This is a genomic window from Acidocella sp., from assembly GCF_028687955.1.
Classification (GTDB): Bacteria; Pseudomonadota; Alphaproteobacteria; order Acetobacterales; family Acetobacteraceae; genus Acidocella.
Genome location: NZ_JAQTZC010000007.1, coordinates 1 through 17,878, shown reverse-complemented (window position 1 = coordinate 17,878; position 17,878 = coordinate 1). Strand labels below are relative to the sequence as shown.

At 64.3% G+C, this 17,878-nt stretch carries 17 protein-coding genes; 15 read left to right on the top strand and 2 right to left on the bottom strand.

The annotated features are described in order from the left end of the window. Positions 1 to 4: 4 nt before the first annotated feature. From PHE40_RS01670 to PHE40_RS01645, 6 genes are all read left to right on the top strand, one after another. Entirely contained in the window at positions 5 to 763 is a 759-nt protein-coding gene (locus PHE40_RS01670) for a 1-acyl-sn-glycerol-3-phosphate acyltransferase (RefSeq protein WP_299957078.1), read from the top strand. Continuing rightward, positions 760 to 1,539 carry a rhodanese domain-containing protein gene (locus PHE40_RS01665; RefSeq protein WP_299957075.1) on the top strand — a complete coding sequence of 260 codons (780 nt, stop codon included), beginning with the start codon at positions 760 to 762 and terminating at the stop codon, positions 1,537 to 1,539. Before PHE40_RS01670 ends, PHE40_RS01665 begins: the two co-directional genes overlap by 4 nt. Positions 1,540 to 1,632: 93 nt before the next feature. Then, positions 1,633 to 2,988 carry a tRNA (N6-isopentenyl adenosine(37)-C2)-methylthiotransferase MiaB gene (miaB, locus tag PHE40_RS01660; protein WP_299957072.1) on the top strand — a complete coding sequence of 452 codons (1,356 nt, stop codon included), beginning with the start codon at positions 1,633 to 1,635 and terminating at the stop codon, positions 2,986 to 2,988. Beyond that, positions 2,985 to 4,007, top strand: coding sequence for a PhoH family protein (locus tag PHE40_RS01655; protein WP_299957069.1), 1,023 nt, complete (start codon positions 2,985 to 2,987; stop codon positions 4,005 to 4,007). Before miaB ends, PHE40_RS01655 begins: the two co-directional genes overlap by 4 nt. 9 nt (positions 4,008 to 4,016) lie before the next feature. Next, complete coding sequence (gene ybeY, locus PHE40_RS01650; protein WP_299957067.1) at positions 4,017 to 4,451, top strand: rRNA maturation RNase YbeY; 435 nt, start codon at positions 4,017 to 4,019, stop codon at positions 4,449 to 4,451. Further along, positions 4,448 to 5,335 (top strand): hemolysin family protein, encoded by an 888-nt coding sequence (locus PHE40_RS01645; protein WP_299957064.1) that lies wholly within the window; start codon positions 4,448 to 4,450, stop codon positions 5,333 to 5,335. The genes ybeY and PHE40_RS01645 overlap by 4 nt, the downstream gene beginning before the upstream one ends. A 235-nt stretch (positions 5,336 to 5,570) precedes the next feature. Here the strand turns inward: PHE40_RS01645 and PHE40_RS01640 are convergent, their stop codons facing one another. Continuing rightward, positions 5,571 to 6,773: a pyridoxal phosphate-dependent aminotransferase gene (locus tag PHE40_RS01640; RefSeq protein ID WP_299957062.1), complete on the bottom strand. Its 1,203-nt coding sequence runs from the start codon at positions 6,771 to 6,773 to the stop codon at positions 5,571 to 5,573. Between the two features lie 226 nt (positions 6,774 to 6,999). Between PHE40_RS01640 and PHE40_RS01635 the strand changes: the two genes are divergently transcribed. The 9 genes from PHE40_RS01635 to PHE40_RS01595 all read left to right on the top strand — a co-directional run bounded on the left by PHE40_RS01635 (position 7,000) and on the right by PHE40_RS01595 (position 16,158). After that, positions 7,000 to 7,383: a hypothetical protein gene (locus PHE40_RS01635; protein ID WP_299957060.1), complete on the top strand. Its 384-nt coding sequence runs from the start codon at positions 7,000 to 7,002 to the stop codon at positions 7,381 to 7,383. Positions 7,384 to 7,485: 102 nt separating this feature from the next. Beyond that, on the top strand, positions 7,486 to 7,851 hold the full coding sequence (locus tag PHE40_RS01630) for an FKBP-type peptidyl-prolyl cis-trans isomerase (RefSeq protein ID WP_299957059.1): 366 nt from the start codon (positions 7,486 to 7,488) through the stop codon (positions 7,849 to 7,851). Positions 7,852 to 7,896: 45 nt separating this feature from the next. Further along, entirely contained in the window at positions 7,897 to 9,072 is a 1,176-nt protein-coding gene (locus tag PHE40_RS01625; protein WP_299957057.1) for an aminotransferase class I/II-fold pyridoxal phosphate-dependent enzyme, read from the top strand. After that, positions 9,069 to 9,695 carry an alpha/beta fold hydrolase gene (locus tag PHE40_RS01620; protein WP_299957055.1) on the top strand — a complete coding sequence of 209 codons (627 nt, stop codon included), beginning with the start codon at positions 9,069 to 9,071 and terminating at the stop codon, positions 9,693 to 9,695. The genes PHE40_RS01625 and PHE40_RS01620 overlap by 4 nt, the downstream gene beginning before the upstream one ends. Further along, a complete protein-coding gene (locus PHE40_RS01615; protein WP_299957053.1) occupies positions 9,653 to 10,435 on the top strand; it encodes a methyltransferase in 783 nt (260 codons plus the stop codon). The genes PHE40_RS01620 and PHE40_RS01615 overlap by 43 nt, the downstream gene beginning before the upstream one ends. A gap of 46 nt (positions 10,436 to 10,481) precedes the next feature. Continuing rightward, the gene (gene lptF, locus PHE40_RS01610; RefSeq protein ID WP_299957051.1) at positions 10,482 to 11,585 is read left to right on the top strand and encodes an LPS export ABC transporter permease LptF; all 1,104 of its coding nucleotides are present in this window, start codon (positions 10,482 to 10,484) and stop codon (positions 11,583 to 11,585) included. Then, positions 11,582 to 12,697, top strand: coding sequence for an LPS export ABC transporter permease LptG (lptG, locus tag PHE40_RS01605; RefSeq protein WP_299957049.1), 1,116 nt, complete (start codon positions 11,582 to 11,584; stop codon positions 12,695 to 12,697). Before lptF ends, lptG begins: the two co-directional genes overlap by 4 nt. A gap of 3 nt (positions 12,698 to 12,700) precedes the next feature. Next, complete coding sequence (locus PHE40_RS01600; RefSeq protein WP_299957048.1) at positions 12,701 to 14,887, top strand: LPS-assembly protein LptD; 2,187 nt, start codon at positions 12,701 to 12,703, stop codon at positions 14,885 to 14,887. Beyond that, a complete protein-coding gene (locus PHE40_RS01595; protein WP_299957046.1) occupies positions 14,884 to 16,158 on the top strand; it encodes a peptidylprolyl isomerase in 1,275 nt (424 codons plus the stop codon). Before PHE40_RS01600 ends, PHE40_RS01595 begins: the two co-directional genes overlap by 4 nt. A 134-nt stretch (positions 16,159 to 16,292) precedes the next feature. Here PHE40_RS01595 and PHE40_RS01590 read toward each other — a convergent pair whose 3' ends face one another. Then, positions 16,293 to 17,780, bottom strand: coding sequence for an FAD-dependent monooxygenase (locus PHE40_RS01590; RefSeq protein ID WP_299957043.1), 1,488 nt, complete (start codon positions 17,778 to 17,780; stop codon positions 16,293 to 16,295). Positions 17,781 to 17,878: the final 98 nt, after the last annotated feature.

The following is a 17,878-nucleotide window of genomic DNA, read 5'->3' as shown; positions in this document are numbered from 1 at the left end:
CCGTATGCTGCTGCGGGTGCTGGCGATCCTGGTATGGACGCTGTTTTGCATGCCCGTTCAGGCACTGTTGCTGATGCTGCCGGGGCGCGGCAAGGTGGGTTTCGCCCAGGTGTACTGGCGCGGCGTGGCGCTCGTGCTGGGGCTGCGGCTGCGGGTTGTGGGCGAGATTTCGGCGCACCGGCCGAGCCTCTTCATCGCCAATCATTGCTCCTGGCTGGATATCGTGGCGCTGGGCAGCGTGCTGCCCGGCTGTTTTGTCGCCAAGGGGGAGGTCGGGCGCTGGCCGGTCATCAGCTGGATCGCGCGGCTGGGGCGCACGGTGTTCGTCTCGCGCAACCGCGCCAATGTGGCGCGCGAACAGGGCGCGCTGGCGGCGCGGCTGAACGCGGGGGACGGCATCATTCTGTTTCCCGAGGGCACCTCATCCGACGGCAACCGGATTCTGCCGTTCGCCTCGTCGTTTTTTGTGCTGGCGGACGCGGCCGCCAAACCCTATGTGCAGCCGGTGACATTGGTCTACGACGGGTTGGACGGCTTGCCGGTTGTGCGCGCGGACCGGCCGGAGATCGCCTGGTATGGCGATATGGAGCTGGCTCCGCATTTTAACCGGATCGCCCGGCGGCGCAGCCTGCATGCGACGATTGTGCTGGACGCGCCGATCGCCCCCGGGACTTTCCCCAATCGCAAGATATTTGCCGCGGCGCTGGAAGCGCGCATCGCGCATAATGCCGCGGCGCTCAGACAAGGACGTAGCGAAGCATGATGAACAAGGTGGCCGCGCTGTATCAGTTCCTGCGGCTGGAACAGCCAGAGGCGGTACGCGCGGAGTTTCAGGCCGCTTGCACGGCGCTGGGGATTTTTGGCAGCATTTTGGTCAGCCCGGAGGGGATCAACGGCACCATCGCCGGGGCGCCGGCGGCGATTGATGCGTTTGTGGAACGCCTGCGCGCCCCAACCGGAGACCGCCCGGCGTTCGAGCGGCTGGAGGTGAAGTTTTCCACCGCCGGGGCGGCGCATTTTGACCGGCTGAAGATCAAGCTGAAACGCGAGATCATCACCTTTGGCCAGAGCGTGGATGAGACCACGCGGCTTGGCCAGTATGTGGCGCCGCTTGCGTGGAATGCGCTGCTGGCGGACCCCGATGTGGTGCTGGTGGATACCCGCAATGGATTCGAGGTTGAATTCGGCACGTTCGAAGGGGCCATCGACCCGGGGCTGACCAGTTTCACCGGGTTCAAGGATTTTGTGAACGAGCGGCTGGCGGACGCGAAACATAAAAAAATCGCGATGTTCTGCACCGGCGGCATTCGCTGCGAGAAGGCCAGCGCCTTCATGCTGGCGGCGGGGTTTGAGCAGGTTTTCCAGCTCCAGGGCGGGATTTTGCGGTATCTGGAAGAGATCCCCCCGGCGCAGAGCAAGTGGCGCGGTGCGTGTTTCGTGTTCGACCAGCGGGTGGCGCTGGGGCATGGGCTTGAGATTAAGTCACGCGATGATCACGCAAATTTTCTTGACACGGCGCGGGGAAACATAGCGGAGTAGAGCCACGCTCACGAGGATTCCCATGGAATTGACCTTGACCTATTGGGGCTACACGCGCTTTTCCGTCCGGGAAAACCGGATGGAATTCTGTAAATGACCGCGACGGACCGCAACACCCGTAGACTGCATATTGTGACGCATGGCTGCCAGATGAACGTGTACGACAGTGCGCGCATGGCCGATGTTCTGGCGCCCCTGGGCTACTCAATCGTGGACAGCCCCGAGGGGGCGGATATGGTGATCATGAACACCTGCCACATCCGCGAGCGGGCGGCGGAGAAGGTGTTCTCCGCGCTGGGCCGGCTGCGCGACCTCAAGGAGGCCACCGGCAACCAAATGATGATCGCCGTGACCGGCTGCGTGGCGCAGGCGGAGGGGGATATTCTGCTCAAGCGCGCGCCCTATGTGGACATGGTGGTGGGGCCGCAGGCGTATCACCGGCTCCCGGAGCTGATCGCGCAGGTGCACCGCAGCAAGGGGGCGGTGATTGACACCGATTTTCCCGCTGAGAAAAAATTCGACTTTCTGCCCGATGCGGCGGCGCCGCAAGGGGTGATCGCGAACCTGACCATCCAGGAAGGCTGCGACAAATTCTGTTCGTTCTGCGTGGTGCCCTATACGCGCGGGGCGGAAGCGTCGCGCCCGGTGGCCAGCATTATGGCCGAGGCGCGCCGGATGGTGGCGCAGGGAACGCGTGAGATTGCGCTGCTCGGGCAGAATGTGAACGCTTACCACGGTGAAGGGCCGGATGGGCGGGTCTGGAGCCTGGCGCGGCTGCTGGGCGCGCTGGCGGAGATCCCGGGGTTGAGCCGGTTGCGCTATACGACCTCGCATCCCTCCGACATGACCGAGGAGCTGATTTTAGCGCACCGGGACAATCCGGCGCTGATGCCGTTTTTGCATCTGCCGGTGCAATCGGGCTCTGATAAAATTCTGGCGGCGATGAACCGCAAGCATAAAGCCGATGATTTCAGGCGGATCGTGGCGCGGTTGCGCGCGGTGCGGGCGGATATGGCGTTCACCTCGGATTTCATCATCGGGCACCCGGGCGAGAGCGATGCGGATTTTGCCGCCACCATGGCGCTGGTGCGCGAGACGGGCTTCGCGCTGGCCTACAGCTTTAATTATTCCGCGCGGCCGGGCACCCCGGCGGCGGGGCTGGCGCAGATTGCCGATGAGGTGAAAAACGCGCGGCTTTATGAATTGCAGGCGGAACTGCGCCGCCAGCAGGATGCGTTCAACGCCGCCACCGTGGGGCTGAATACCCCGGTGCTCTTTACCGGGCTTGGCCGCCACCCAGGGCAGATTGCCGGGCGCTCGCTCTATGCGCAGCCGGTTGTTGTGGAGTCTCCGGTGGAGCTGACCGGCGAAATTCACGCGGTGAAAATCACCCATGCCAATCCCAATTCACTCTTAGGAAGTTTAAACAAGGAGGTTCGTGCCGCTTGAGCCAGATCATCGCATCCACGTCTACCCAACCCGCCCCGCCCCAGCGGTCTCTCACCCTCACCTTTGGCGATAACGCGCTGCTCTCGTTGTTGCTGGGGGATCATGACCGGCATCTGGCCCGGATCGAGCAGCGGCTCGGTGTGCGGCTGGCCTGCCGGGGGAATCGTGTTTCCATTACCGGCTCGCTTGAGCGGGTTGCCGCGGCGGAAGCGACTCTGGCGGCACTTTACCGGCAGTTGGAGCGTGGCGAGATGATCGATGGGCCAAAAGTGGATGCGGTGATGCGCCTGAGCGACCCGGCGGCCGAACCGCGGCTGCCGCTCTCGGATTTGCCCGCGATCCGCACGCGCAAAGGGGCGATCGGCCCGCGCAGCGCGGCGCAGATGGCGTATATTGAGGAGCTGGCGCGCCATGAGATGGTGTTTGCGCTGGGGCCGGCGGGGACGGGCAAGACCTATTTGGCGGTGGCGCAGGCGGTGGCGATGCTGACATCGGGCCGGGTGGACCGGATTGTGCTCTCCCGCCCGGCGGTGGAAGCAGGCGAGCGGCTTGGGTTTTTGCCCGGCGACATGAAGGAGAAGGTGGACCCTTACCTGCGCCCGCTTTACGATGCGTTGAACGACATGCTGCCCGGCGACCAGCTGACCAAGCGGATGACGACCGGGGAGATCGAGATCGCGCCGCTGGCGTTCATGCGTGGGCGGACATTGGCGCATGCATTCGTGATTCTGGATGAGGCGCAGAACACCACCCCGGTGCAGATGAAAATGTTCCTCACCCGCATGGGCGAGGGGACGCGTATGGTGGTGACCGGAGATCTGACGCAGATTGACCTGCCGGCCGGCACACGCTCGGGCTTGGCGGATGCGCTGGAGACGCTGGAGGGGATTCAGGGGATTGGCGTCGCGCGGTTCAATAATGCCGATGTGGTGCGCCATCCGCTGGTCGGGAGGATTGTGGAAGCCTATGACCAGCGCCATGCCGCCGCGCGGGAAGCGGCGCGCGAACGGCACGGATAAAACGGATAGATGGAACCTGGAAGTCGCGACCCCTTCGGGGGCGAAGTTGTTGTTATTGAACGGCGCTGGAATTTTTATGTGCGCGATGTGGCGCGCGTGGTGGCGCGCACGCTGCGCGCGGCGGGGTGTGAGGCGGATGTGGTGCTCACTGATGACCGCACCGTGCGGCGGCTGAATTGCCGCGACCGGGGCAAGAACAAGCCGACCAATGTGCTGACCTACGAGCAGCCGCCGGAGATTTTGCTGGCGCTGGGCGTGGTGCGGCGCGAGGCGGTGCGCGAGGGCAAGGCGGTGCGGGCGCATCTGGTGCATCTGCTGGTGCATGGCGCGCTGCATTTGCAGGGCTATGACCACCATCACGCGGGCGAGGCGCGTGAGATGGAGAGCGAGGAGACGAAAATTCTGGCGCGGCTGAAGGTGGCGAATCCATGGAGAAACCGATGAGCTCGGCATTCGGACGGATTTTGAGCCGGTTGCGCAGCAGTGAGCAGTCCGTGCGCGATTCCATCGCGGAGCTGGTGCAGGAGGCGGGGGTTGAAGACGCGCTGCACGAGGATGGCGAGGGGGTGGGCCTGAATTTGCAGGAGCGCGCATTGATCGCCAATGTGCTGCGGCTGCGCGAGATGAGCGCCGATGATGTGATGGTGCCGCGGCCCGATATCATTGCGATGCGCGCCGATGTCAGCCTGGAGCAGGCGATAGAGCTGTTGCGCCAGGAAGGACATTCGCGTCTGCCGGTGTTTCGTGAGCATCTCGATGATCTGATGGGGATGGTGCACATCAAGGATGTGTTCGCCTTCAGCGGCACGCCGGCGGAGTTTTCGATTGAGAAAATTCTGCGCAAGCCGCTGCTGGTGGCGCCGCAGATCGGCGTGTTGGATTTGTTGCTGCAGATGCGCCAGACGCGCACGCATCTGGCGCTGGTGGTTGATGAGTATGGCGGGATCGACGGGCTGGTGACGATCGAGGATCTGGTTGAGACGATTGTTGGCGATATTTCCGACGAGCATGATGAGATTAAGGGCTCGATGGTGGTGGAGCGGGCGGATGGCGCGATGGATTTGAACGCGCTGCTGCCGGTGGAGGAATTTGAGGAGAAGATGGGGCAGGTGCTCTCCAGCGATGAGCGCGATGCCGATATCGAGACCGTGGGCGGGTTGGTGTTCAACCTGGCTGGGCGGGTGCCGGCGAAGGGGGAGATTATCGCGCATCCCTCGGGGGTGGAGTTTTTGGTTCTTGAGGCGGATGCGCGGCGGATACACAGGCTGCGGGCCAGGCGGACGCTGACGCAGGAGGCTGAGGCGCGCGCGGCGCGCGACGAGGGCTGAGGGGATGCTCCACGTGGAGCGTTTGTAAGAATTTTTCTCTAACGCACTGTTATACCAGCCCGCCAAGAGCTTGACTCTCTGGGTTTGGTGGCGGGCTGGTATTAGTTCAGTTTTATTTTTTGCTTGCACCCCAATTTGTGCGGGTTTGGTTTGAATGTGCAATGGTTTGGGCTTGGAACGCGAAGGTATGGAGATGCCGGCTTGCGCCGGCATGCTCTTGCGGATGTGAGGGCGGTTACACCAGTGCGGCGCAAAAGCGCTGAATACGGGTGCAGGCTTCGATCAGCGCCTCGGTGGAGGTGGCGTAGCTGATACGGAAGTGGTCCGGGTAGATGAAGGCGGAGCCGTGAACGGCGGCCACACCTTCTTCGTCCAGCAGGGCGATGACGAAGTCTTCATCGGAGTTGATGGCGGCGCCTTTGGGTGTTGTTTTGCCAAGGCAGCCATGCATTCCTGGGAAGACGTAGAACGCGCCCTCAGGCTTGGCGCAGGTGAGGCCGGTGGCGGCGTTGAGCATGTCTACCACCAGGTCCCGGCGGGCCTGATAGACTTTGACCATCTCGTGCAGGGCGTCTTCCGGGCCGTTGAGCGCGGCCACGGCAGCGGCCTGGCTGATGGAGGAGGTATTGGAGGTGGACTGGCTTTGCAATTTGTCCATCGCCTTGATGAGGGCGAGCGGGGCGCCAGCGAAGCCGATTCGCCAGCCGGTCATCGCGTAGGCCTTGGAGCAGCCGTTCATGGTGACGGTGCGGTCATGCAGGCGGGGTTCGACCTCGGCGATGGTGGCGGGTTTGAAGCCGCCGTAGGTCAGTTTTTCGTAAATATCGTCGGTGAAGACCCAGATATGCGGGTGGCTGAGAAGAACATCGCAGATGGGGCGCAAATCCTCCGCCGAATAGGCGGCGCCGGTGGGGTTGTTGGGGGAGTTGAGGAAGACCCATTTGGTTTTGGGGGTGATGGCGGCTTCCAGGTCCGCCGCGCGCAGCTTGAAACCGTGGTTCTGGCTGCATGGCACGAACACGGGGGTGCCTTCGGCCAGGGCCACGATATCAGGGTAGGAGACCCAGCAGGGGGTGGGGATGATGACCTCATCGCCCGCCTGAACGGTGGCCAGCATGGCGTTGAAGATGACCTGCTTGCCGCCGGTGGAGACGATGATTTCCTCCGGTTTGTAGTCTAACCCGCTGTCGCGTTTGAATTTTGCGGCGACGGCGCGGCGCAGCGCCGGGGTGCCGGAGACGTCTGTGTATTTGGTGTCGCCCGCGTTGATGGCGGCGATGGCGGCCTGTTTGATGTGTGCGGGCGTATCAAAATCAGGTTCGCCGGCGGAGAGGCTAATGATGTCACGGCCTTCGGCCTTGAGCGCGCGCGCCTTGGAGGAGATGGCGATGGTTTGGCTCGGGCTGATGCGGTTCAGGCGGTCGGCGATAAGGGTCATGCTCAAAGTCTCTACTGTTAATGGGCGGTGCAACATTAAACCTGCGCCCAGCGGCACGCAAATACCGGGCGAGAGTTACATTATGTAACAATGAATGCACCTTGCGGAGAGGCGGGGAAGAGCATAGGGCGCTGATACGCCATCCGCGTGGGAAGCCGCCGGGTGGCGGCCTCAATCCATAACACCAGGACCGTCTTATCCGGCGGGACCACTCAGGAGAATTTGCATGAAGGTTATCCAGATTTCCCGGCGTCTGTTGCCGGCACTTACATTTGCTTGCGCCATGGGCGTTGCCCCGCTCGCGATGGCGCAGACCGCTGCCGCGCCCGCCGGCACGATGGCACCGATGGCCGCTCCCGCGGCTCCGGCCGCCGCCATGGCCCCGGTTGCCGCCAAGCCGGTTGCCGCCAAGCTGACCAAGGCTGAAATGTTCAAGACCGAGGCCGCTGCCCAGGCGAGCTGCCCGGGTGACACGGTTGTGTGGAGCACCATGACCAAGAGCAAGGTGCTGCACGCTTCGAGCTCGAAGTATTTCGGCAAGACCAAGCATGGTGCTTTCGTGTGTGAGAAGACCGCGGAAGCGGCCGGGTATCACCTCGCGAAGAACTAAGCGGTTGATGCGGATCAGGGAGGCTGAGGCTTCCCTGATTTGCGGCGGGATGGTTTTTTGACTACCCAGGCGGCGCAAATGACCGCTTGAGGAGTTGAGATTATGTCAGAAGCCAATATTGTTACCTTGCCGTCCGGCATTAAAATCCAGGACCATGTGGTAGGCGCCGGCGAGAGCCCGTCCAAGGGCCAGATGGTGACGGTGCATTACACTGGCTGGCTTGATGAGGGCGGCGCGAAGGGCAAGAAATTCGACTCCTCGCGTGACCGTGGGCAGCCGTTCAGCTTCAAGCTTGGCGTTGGCCAGGTGATTTCGGGCTGGGATATCGGGGTTTCCACGATGCAGGCGGGCGGGCAGCGCACGCTGATTCTTCCGGCCGAGCACGGCTATGGCCAGCGCGGGGCTGGCGGGTTGATCCCCCCCGGCGCGACGTTAATTTTTGACGTGGAACTGATCAGCTTTAATTAAGCCTGGACTCTTCGCCGCCTGATCAGGCTGACATGAGGAGGTCTGATGAGCGATTTTGATGAGGCGTGGCGCCGCTGCCTGGAGGGTTTGGAACAGACCGGGCGGCGGCGGCGTTTGCGCGATGTGGACCGGCTGGGCGATGGGCGCGTGGATGGCGGCGCCGGGCCGGTGCTGGATTTTTCCTCCAATGATTACCTGGGGCTCTCGCATCATCCGGTGCTGATAGAGCGCGCCTGTGCGTATGCGCGGCGCTGGGGGGCGGGGGCTGGGTCGTCGCGGCTGGTTTCGGGGAATTTGCTGCCGTTCGGGGCGATCGAGGCGAAGATCGCGCGGGGCAAGGGGGCGGAGGCGGCCCTGGTGTTTGTCTCGGGCGTGCAGGCGAATGTGACGCTGTTGCCGGCGCTGCTGGATGCGAGGGTGCTGGGGGGGGAGCCGCTGGTGTATGCGGACCGGCTGAACCACGCGAGCCTGATTCAGGGCTGCGCGGCGGCGGGGGCGCGCCAGATACGCTTCCGGCATAATGATATGGGGCATCTGGAGGAGCTGTTGGCGCGCGATGAGGTACTGGCGCGGCCGCGGGTGATTATCACCGAGAGCGTGTTCAGCATGGATGGCGATTGCGCCGATGTGGCGGCGCTGGCGGCGCTGGCGGAAAAATATGGCGCGTTTTTGTATCTGGACGAGGCGCATGCGACCGGGGTGATGGGCCGGGACGGGTTCGGCCTGGCGCATGGGCTGCGCAATGCGCTGGTGATGGGCACATTCAGCAAGGGATTGGGTGGGTTTGGCGCTTATGCGGCGTGTTCGGGCGTGTTGCGGGAGTATCTAGTAAATCGCTGCGGCGGGGTGATTTATGCGACCGCGCTGCCGCCGGCGGTGCTGGGGGCGATGGAGGCGGCGCTGGATATGATCCCGGAATTGGGCGCGGCGCGCGAGCGGGTGGCGGAGCATGCCGCACGGTTCCGGGCCGCGCTGGCGGCGGCGGGGCTGGATACCGGGGCGTCCACCACGCAGATTGTGCCGCTGATTCTGGGCGCGGAGGAACGCGCGCTGGATATGGCGCGGGCGCTGGAGGCGGAAGGGTTTCTGGCCGTGGCGATAAGGCCGCCGACGGTGCCGGCGGGGACGAGCCGGATACGGTTCACGTTTTCGGCGGGGCATACCAAGGCGCAGGTGGCGGCGCTGAGCGAGGCCGTGGTGCGGCTGGCGAAGACGCTATGAAGCCGGTTTTGTTGCTGGTGCACGGTTGGGGGTTTGATGCCGGATTCTGGGCGCCGCTGCGCGCGGCGCTGGAGGGGTATGAGACCGTGGCCTGGGATCTGGGGTTTTTTGGCGGCGCGGCGCGGCCGGATTTGCCGTCGGGGCGCGATGTGGTGGCGGTGGGGCATTCGTTTGGGGCGTTGTGGCTGCTGCATCACAGGCCGGTGGCGTGGCGCGCGCTGGTTGCGGTGAACGGGTTTGGCTGCTTCACGCAGCGGGAGGACTTTCCGCAAGGCAATGCGGCGCGGCCGTTGCAACGGATGATCGCGCAGTTTGGCGCGGCGCCGGAAGAGGTGGTGGCGGCGTTCAGGGCCAGGTGCGGGGGTGCGGCGGCGGTGCCAGGGGGGTTGGATGCGGCGGCGCTGGCGGCCGGGTTGCAGGGGTTGGCGCAATGGGATGCGCGCCCGGCCGTGGTTGATCTGGCGTTGTGCGGGCGGGCGGACCCGCTGGTGCCCGCGGCGCTGAGCGCTGCGAGTTTTCCGGCGGAAGTGACTCAATGGCATGCGGGGGGGCATTTGCTGCCGCTGGAGGATGCGCGCTGGTGCGCCGCGCGGCTGCGGGCGTTTTTGGCGCCTCTGGGGTGAGCGCGCGCAAGGAGCGGATTGGACGGGCGTTTTCAGCCGGGGCGGCGCGCTATGATGCGGTGGCGCCGGTGCAACGGCTGGTGGCGGCGCGGCTGGCGGAGCGGATTATGGCGCTGGGGCCGGGGCCGCGGCGGATTCTGGAGATCGGCTGCGGCACCGGGTTTTTGAGCGCGGCGCTGGTGGCGGCGTTCGCGGATGCGGCGCTGGTGCTCACGGATATTTCTCCCGCGATGCTGGCGCGCTGCCGGGCGCGGCTGGGGGAAGGCCCGGCATATAGGCTGCTTGACGGTGAGGACCCGCGCGGGCTGGAAGGACGGTTTGATCTGATCGTCTCCAGCCTGGCAATGCAGTGGTTTGGCGATTTGCGCGGCGGGCTGGCGCGGCTGGGCGCGCGGCTGGCGCCGGGCGGGCGGATGATGTTCGCGACGCTGGGGGCGGGGACGTTCGCCGAATGGAGGGCGGTGCATGAAACGCTCGGGCTGGCGAGCGGGACGCCGGTGTATCCGGCGCCGGAGGCCTTGCCCTGGCCGGCGGGCGTTGCGCATGCGGTTGATGAGGAGTTTATCATTCAGCATTATGCCAATGGCGCTGAATTCGTCCGCAGCCTGAAGGAACTGGGCGCGGGGGAGCCTGCGCCGGGATACCGGCCGCTGCCGCCGGGCGCGTTCCGGCGGGTGCTGGGCGCGCTGGAGGGCGGGTTCGCGGTGACGTATCATGTGTTGTATGGGGAGATTTGGTAGGGGGTGGTCTTGCCATTCCCGGCGCTCCCGGCCAGAACCTCGGGCCATGGATCGCCGCCCGCACCTGACCAGGATCGACCGCTATATTTTCGGGCAATTGTTGATTGCGCTGGTGCTGGTCACCGTTGGGCTGGTGGCGCTGATCTGGCTCACGCAGTCGTTGCGGTTCATCCAGATCATCGTCAACCACGGGCTCTCGCCGGTGGTGTTCATCAAGCTGACCTCGCTGCTGGTGCCGAGTTTTGTCGCCACCATTCTGCCGATCACGTGTTTCATCGTTGTGCTGTTCATCTATACGCGCCTGAACAGCGACCGCGAGATTACGGCGATGCGCGCATCCGGGCTTTCGGACCTGGCGCTGGCCCGCCCGGCGCTGGCGCTGGCGCTGGCGGCCACGCTGGCGGGTTATGCGCTGACTTTGGTGCTGGTGCCGGCCAGCCTGGGCAGCTTCCGCAGCTACCAATATGAGATACGCAACCAGATTGCGGCGTTTTTGCTGGAGCCGGGGGTGTTTACGCCGGTGGCGGACCATATCACCGTTTATGTGCAATCGCGTGGGGCGAACGACTCCCTGGGCGGCATATTGATTGAGGATGGGCGCGACCCGGCGGCGCCGGCGACGATATTGGCCACCTCCGGCCAGTTGTTGTTGAGCCCGCAAGGGCCGGTGGTGGTGCTGGAGAACGGCTCGCGCGAGCAAATAGACTCCAAGACGGGGCGGCTGGATGTGTTGACGTTTCAGCGCAACGTGCTCTCGCTGGCCCAGCCTGCGAAGGCGGCGATGCCCGATATGGTGGACTCCGCCGAGGCTGGCCTGGCGGCGCTGATGCATCCGCCGGCGTCGCTTTCGCCGGGCGAGCAGGGGAAATGGCTGGTGGAGGCGCAGCGCCGGCTGACCGCGCCGCTGAGCACGCTCAGCTTTACGCTGATCGGCCTGTTGGCGGTACTGCGGGGGGTGTTCCGGCGGAATGGGGGGCTGCTGCGCCCGGTTGGCGCGGTGGTGGCGGTGACGCTGCTGGTGGCGCTCAGCCTGGGGGTGGGCAACCTGGCCGCGCGCAACACGGTGCTGTTACCGCTGATCTGGGCGATGGTGCTGGTGCCGGGCCTGGCTGCCGGGGCGATGCTGTTTGTCCGGCGGGCGCCACAATGAAGAATATTCCGGTTACCCTCTCGCTTTATTTTGGCAGGCAGTTCCTGCTCGCCGTGGTGGTGATGCTGGCGGCGCTCTCGGCGCTGGTCTCGCTGTTTGATTTTCTGGAGCTGCTGCGCGAGGCGGCGGCCAGGCCGGCGGCGAGTTTTGGGATTGTCGTGGAGATTGAGTTCATGCGCCAGCCCTGGACGCTGCTGCAGATATTGCCCTTTGCGATTTTGCTGGGCGGGATTTTTGCGTTCTGGCGGCTCTCGCGCTCCTCGGAGCTGGTGGTGGCGCGCGCGGCGGGGATTTCAGCCTGGCAGTTTCTGGCGCTGCCGGTGCTGCTGGCGACGCTGCTGGGGGCGGTTGGCACCGGCGGGCTGAGCCCGCTTTCGGCGGTGATGTATAGCCGCGGTGAGACGCTCTATAATGCGTATCTGCGCCCGGGCGGGGGGCCGCTCTCGCTCAACGGCGGTGAGCTTTGGGTGCGCCAGGCCGATGCCGGGCTGGTTCCCGGCGGTGTTGCCGTGCTGCATGCGGCGGGGGTGCATCTGGAGCATAATGTTTTGCGCGCCGAGCAGGTGAGCGTGCTGCGGCTGGACGGCCAGGCGACGCTGTTGCAGCGGATGGAGGCCAGCCAGGCGACGCTGAGCACGGGGGCATGGAACCTGAGGGGGGTGAGCGTGCTCACCCCCGGGGCCGCGCCGCAGCTTGTGGGCCAGATGGACTTTCCCACCGATTTGACGGTGCGCCGCGTGGAGGAGAGTTTTGCCTCGCCCGATTCGCTCTCGTTCTGGGCGCTGCCTGGGTTCATCGCGCTGCTCAAACGCTCCGGGTTTTCGCCCATTCAGCATGAGCTGGCGTTTCAGGCGCTGCTGGCGCTGCCGTTGCTTTGCGCCACCATGGCGCTGGTGGCGGCCGGGTTCTCGATGCGGCCCTCGCGCCGCGGCGGGGCGGCGCGCATGCTGGCCAGCGGCGTGGGCTGCGGGTTTGCGTTGTTCATGGTATCGGAGGTGGCCAACCAGTTTGGCACCTCCGGGGCGATTCCGGTTATCCTCGCCGCGTGGGCGCCCGCGATGGCGGGATTATTTTTGGCGCTTGCGTTGTTGCTGCATCTGGAAGATGGCTGAGGCATGAAACGATCTGGCCTGCTTCTAGCACTTATCGCCAGCACCTGCCTTGCCGGGCAGGCCCGCGCGCAACAGGTGGCGCCGCCCAGCGCGCCGGTGAGCTTTACGGCGGATAGTATCTCCTATGACAAGACCGGGAATATTGTCACGGCCTCGGGCCATGTGCGCGCGGTGCAGAACGGGCAGACGCTGCGGGCCGACAAGGTGGTGCTGGACCGCAATACGGATGTGGTGACGGCGAGCGGGCATGTGAGCCTTACCCAGCCATCCGGCGATACCGTGTTTGCCAGGCGCGCGGTGCTGAGCAAGGGGATGAAGGACGCCGTGATGCGCGGGGTGGCGGCGCGGCTGGCTGATAACGGCCAGATGATCGCCAATGGCGCGCGGCGCTACGACGGCAAGGTCGATGAGATGGCGAAGGTGGTGTATTCCGCCTGCGACCTGTGCAAGACCGACCCCAGCGCGCCGCCGATCTGGCAGATCCGCGCGAAGAGCGCGACCCGCGATTTGCAGCATAAAATGATAGAGTATCGCGGCGCGGAGATGGAATTTTACGGGGTTCCGGTGCTGTACGTGCCGTATTTCACGCAGCCGGACCCCTCCGTGAAGCGCCAGAGCGGGTTTTTGATGCCTGGATTCGGCGTGACCTCGAAGCTCGGGTTTTTCTTCACGACGCCTTATTATTTCGTGATCGACAAGGAGTCGGACCTGACGCTGACGCCGATTTTCGCGGTGAAGGAAGGGCCGGCGCTGAAGGCTGGGTATCGCCGGGACTTTAATGATGGGGAATTGAACGTCAATGTTTCCGGCGGGCAGGTGAGCGGGGAGCTTGGCGATGCCGTATTCGCCAACGGGACGTTCGATTTGAACCAGGACTGGCGCGCGGGGTTCAACTATAACCGGGCCTCCAATCCGGCGTATCTCAACGACTTCAACGTGCTGCCCAACGCCTCGTTCCTGAGCAGCAATGTGTTCCTGGAGGGGTTCTCGCCGGGGGCTTATGCCAGGCTGGACATGCAGAGCTTCCAGGGGCTGGTGGCCAGCGTAAACCAGAGCGAACTGCCCATTGTCAGCCCGTATGGGCAGTATGATTTCATCTCCGGCCAGGATGCGCTGGGCGGGCAGTTCACCCTGCATGCGGATATGTTCAACGTGCTGCGCAAGCTGGGCACCAATAGCCAGCGCGTGGCGGCGGTGCCGGGGTATTCCGTGCCGTTCATGCTGCCTTATGGGGTGTTGGGCACGGCCAGGGTGGAGCTGGTGGCGGCCAGCTACTTGGCAACCCGTTTGTATGAGCAGCCGAACTATTCGCCGCTGAGCACCGCCAGCACGGCGCGCGCGCAGCCTTATGGCGCGGTGTATTTGCATTGGCCGCTGATCCGCCAGGCAGGCGCGCTGGGCAGCCAGATCATCGAGCCGGAGGTGCAGATCGTCGCCTCGCCGAACATCGGGATTTCGCAGAATATACGCATTCCCAATGAGGACAGCCTGGATCTGGAATATTCGGACGCCAATCTGTTCAGCTTTAACCGCTATCCGGGGATCGACCGGCTGGAGGGCGGCTCGCGGGTGGATTACGCGCTGCATGCGGCTTGGTATTTGCCTGGCGGGGCGATGCTGGACGGGCTGATCGGGCAGTCGTACCGGGTGCATAAGGATAACAACTACCTGCCGGGTTCGGGGTTGACCGGTAATGTCTCCGATATCGTCGGCCATGTGATCATCGCGCCGGTGCCGCGTTTCAATGTCACCTACCGCACGCGGCTGAGCCACCGGGACCTGGGCGCGCGGATGATCGACACCACGGCCAACTACACCTCGCATTTGTTCACGGCCTCGGCGGGATATTTATACACCAATACCGACCCTTATGTGCTCTACGACAGCGCCAGCATTCTCTCGCCCACGCTGGCGCCGCCGTCGGCGTATTTCACGCCGCGGCATGAGGTGACGGCGAGTTTCACGGCCAATATCGGCCCGTGGTCGCTTGGGGCTGGAAGCGAGCGGAACCTGCAGACTGGTAAGTTTGACGCGGCCAATTTCAACGCCGGCTGGCAAAATGATTGCTTCGGCGTCAACCTCGTGTACTACCAGCGGTTTACATCATTCAACCTGGATAAAGGCAATACGACCGTGTTGCTCCAGTTCACTTTTAAAACTCTCGGTAATGTTGGATTCAGCGCCCTATGAAGCATCTTCTCCGTGCCGCCGCTCTTGTTGCCGTGCTCATCGCGGCGCCCGCCCTGGCGCAGACCGCCGGCGGCTATAACGCCAGCATCGCCGCCGTGGTGAACGGGCAGGTGATCACCAACCAGGATGTGGCCGCGCGGGCGCGGCTGCTGGCGCTCTCCACCGGGATGCAGCCGACTCCTGATGTGCTGGCTAAGCTTGAGCCGCAGGTGACGTCGCTGCTGATTGATGAGACGCTGAAGCAGCAGGAGATTAACAAGCTAGGGGTGAGCGTGCCGCTTAGCGATATTACCGGTGCGATCAGCCGGATTGAACAGGGCAACGGCTTGCCGCCGGGCGGGCTGCAAATGAAGCTGGAAGCGGCGGGCGTGCCGTTTGATACGCTGGTGGCGCAGATCCGTACCGAGCTGGGCTGGCAGACGGTGCTGCACCAGGTGCTTGGGCCAGGGTTGCAGCCGACGCCGGGCGACCTGAACGCGCAGAAAACCGCGCTGAAGGCGGAGATCGGCAGCACACAATATCATATCGCGGAAATCTTCGTGCCTGTGTCCGGTCCGGAGGATGATGCCGCGGCGCGGAATTTCGCCAGCTCGGTGATCGCGCGGCTGCGCACCGGCGCGCCGTTTCCGGTGATCGCGGCGCAGTTCAGCCAGGCGCAGACCGCGTTGCAGGGTGGGGATATGGGCTTTGTCAACCTGGGCGAGTTGGACCCGGCGGTGGCGCAGGTTGTATCCACCATGCCGGTGGGGGCGATTAGCAATCCGGTCCGGGTGCCGGGGGGCTATGATATCGTGCAATTGCTGGCGACCCATAACGTGGGCACCGAGAAGCAGACGATCCTCTCCATCCGCCAGGCTTTTGCGCAGTATCCGCAGCCGATCACCAATGGGCAGGTGGGCCCGGTGCAGGCAGCGGTGATCAACAAGCTGTTGCAGGCGGCTCATGCCGCGCATTCCTGCCCGGATATGGAGGCGGTGAACGCGGCGTTTGGCAATGTGCGCCCGTCCGATCCCGGCCCGGTTAACCTTGCCACGGTGACACCGCCGGCGTTCCAGACACTGCTGGGCAATCTGGCCATTGGGCAGGTGAGCCAGCCGCTGGTGGCCGCTGATGGCGTATCGGTGGTGATGATTTGTAGCCGGCAGAGCCAGGCCGCCACCCTGCCTTCGGATGATGCGATCGCGCAGATGATCGTGGAGCACCGGGTGGAGCTGGAATCCCAGCAGCTGCTTGATGTGCTGCATCACCGCGCGGTGATTATCCGGCAGTAATACCAGTCAGCCTTAAGGCTGACCGGTATGCGCGCGGGGCTGGTATAAGCGGGCTGGCTTGCGGCCAGAGCGCGATCGTTTGAGGTTCGCTCATCCGAGCGAGCCGAAGGCGTGAATCGCCCTCGGAGAAAAAGCTAGAGCGCGCTTTGGGTCAGGCTGTTCAAGTAGGAGGCGATGACCTTGATATCGGGATCGAGCGCGACGACGGCGACGTAGCCGTCGGGCCGGACCAGCCAGATGCAGCCGTAGCTGACCGGCGGGCGTACCGCTGGTTCCAGCAGGTCCGGGTAGGTTTCCAGCAGTTCGTTGACCTCGACGCTGAGGTTGGCACAGAGGGCGAAGCGCGGGCTGCTGCCGGCGCCGAAGGGAGCTTCGCCTTCGCGGGGGGGCATGCGCTCGCCGGGGCCGGGGCTGGGGAAGGAGCGGTCGTCGGAGCCGTTCAGGGGGCTGTGTTCATAGCCCATGGAGACTTCAGAGAATGTGTCGGCGACGGCGCGCCGCGCGGGGGCCAGGCCGAAGAGGACGCTGCCGAAGGCGTTGCGGGTGATTTGCGCCATCGGATTTTTTAACACGGAGATGGCGGTGAGGCGGCTGACATTCACGAACACCTGATCGGTCGCGGCGTGGCGTTCGGCGTTGTAGCTCTCCAGCAGGCGTTGCGGGCCGCAGGTGCCGCGGGTGACCAGGGCGAGCTTCCAGGCCAGGTTGATGGCATCATGGATGCCCATGTTCATGCCCTGGCCGCCGGCCGGGTTGTGCAGATGGGCGGCGTCTCCGGCCAGGAAGATGCGGCCCTGGCGGTATGCGCGGACGTTGCGCTCGTTGATGTGGAAAGCTGAAAGAGCAATGGGGGCCGAGAGCGTGATGTTGCCGGGGCCGCGTTGGTCAACGATGCGCTGAATATCCTCCAGCGAGGGGGAAGCGGGGGATTGGCTGCCGGTTACCGGAAGGTCGGCGATGATGCGGTACAGCCCATCGGCGCGGGGGAAGAAGCCGAGGTAGCCATCTTCATGCCAGAAGGAGATCAGCTCCGTTGAGGGAAAATTCAGGCCGGAGAGGCGGACATCCGCCAGCAGCCAGCCGCTTTTTTGTTCATGACCGGTGAAGGGCACGCCCAGCGCCTCACGGACTTTGCTGTTGCCGCCGTCGCAGCCGATGAGCCATTGGCTTGTAACGACTTCCTCGGCACCGCCGGTATGGCGCAACAGAGAGCTGACATTGGTGGCGGTTTCGGTGAAGGAGAGCAGCTCGGTCCCGCGCTCGACCTTGACGCCGAAGCTGGCCAGATGCGCCTCCAGCAGGCGTTCTGTCTCCGCCTGCGGCTGGGCCAGCGCATAGGGGTGCGGGCTGTTCACCTGTGAGAAATCAACACGGCCCAGGGGTTTGTTGCCGGCGATGATGCTGCCGGCGGTCACCTTATGGCCGGTGGCGGCGAGCGTGGCGCCGCAGCCGGAACGATCGAGGAGTTCCAGCGTGCGGCTCCACAAAAACAGGGCTTTTGGTTCATCCGCGCCGTGGGTGGTTTTTTCCACGATCCGGACCTTGATACCGTAACGGGCGAGTTCGGCGGCCGCGACGAGGCCGACGGGGCCCGCACCTGCGATGATGACATCTGTGTTCATGATAGCTCCCTGACCGCTGGCGCGATCGTTGTGTTTATTTTAGTGCCGTTTGGGCGCGTTGAGGATGTTCCAGAACAATGCGGGCGCGTGCACTAAAA

Coding starts and splice junctions, on each gene's coding strand:
- PHE40_RS01670 (WP_299957078.1), top strand. CDS start 5: ATGCTGCTGCGGGTGCTGGCGATCCTGGTATGGACGCTGTTTTGCATG.
- PHE40_RS01665 (WP_299957075.1), top strand. CDS start 760: ATGATGAACAAGGTGGCCGCGCTGTATCAGTTCCTGCGGCTGGAACAG.
- miaB (WP_299957072.1), top strand. CDS start 1,633: ATGACCGCGACGGACCGCAACACCCGTAGACTGCATATTGTGACGCAT.
- ybeY (WP_299957067.1), top strand. CDS start 4,017: ATGGAACCTGGAAGTCGCGACCCCTTCGGGGGCGAAGTTGTTGTTATT.
- PHE40_RS01645 (WP_299957064.1), top strand. CDS start 4,448: ATGAGCTCGGCATTCGGACGGATTTTGAGCCGGTTGCGCAGCAGTGAG.
- PHE40_RS01640 (WP_299957062.1), bottom strand. CDS start 6,773: ATGACCCTTATCGCCGACCGCCTGAACCGCATCAGCCCGAGCCAAACC.
- PHE40_RS01635 (WP_299957060.1), top strand. CDS start 7,000: ATGAAGGTTATCCAGATTTCCCGGCGTCTGTTGCCGGCACTTACATTT.
- PHE40_RS01630 (WP_299957059.1), top strand. CDS start 7,486: ATGTCAGAAGCCAATATTGTTACCTTGCCGTCCGGCATTAAAATCCAG.
- PHE40_RS01625 (WP_299957057.1), top strand. CDS start 7,897: ATGAGCGATTTTGATGAGGCGTGGCGCCGCTGCCTGGAGGGTTTGGAA.
- PHE40_RS01620 (WP_299957055.1), top strand. CDS start 9,069: ATGAAGCCGGTTTTGTTGCTGGTGCACGGTTGGGGGTTTGATGCCGGA.
- lptF (WP_299957051.1), top strand. CDS start 10,482: ATGGATCGCCGCCCGCACCTGACCAGGATCGACCGCTATATTTTCGGG.
- lptG (WP_299957049.1), top strand. CDS start 11,582: ATGAAGAATATTCCGGTTACCCTCTCGCTTTATTTTGGCAGGCAGTTC.
- PHE40_RS01600 (WP_299957048.1), top strand. CDS start 12,701: ATGAAACGATCTGGCCTGCTTCTAGCACTTATCGCCAGCACCTGCCTT.
- PHE40_RS01595 (WP_299957046.1), top strand. CDS start 14,884: ATGAAGCATCTTCTCCGTGCCGCCGCTCTTGTTGCCGTGCTCATCGCG.
- PHE40_RS01590 (WP_299957043.1), bottom strand. CDS start 17,780: ATGAACACAGATGTCATCATCGCAGGTGCGGGCCCCGTCGGCCTCGTC.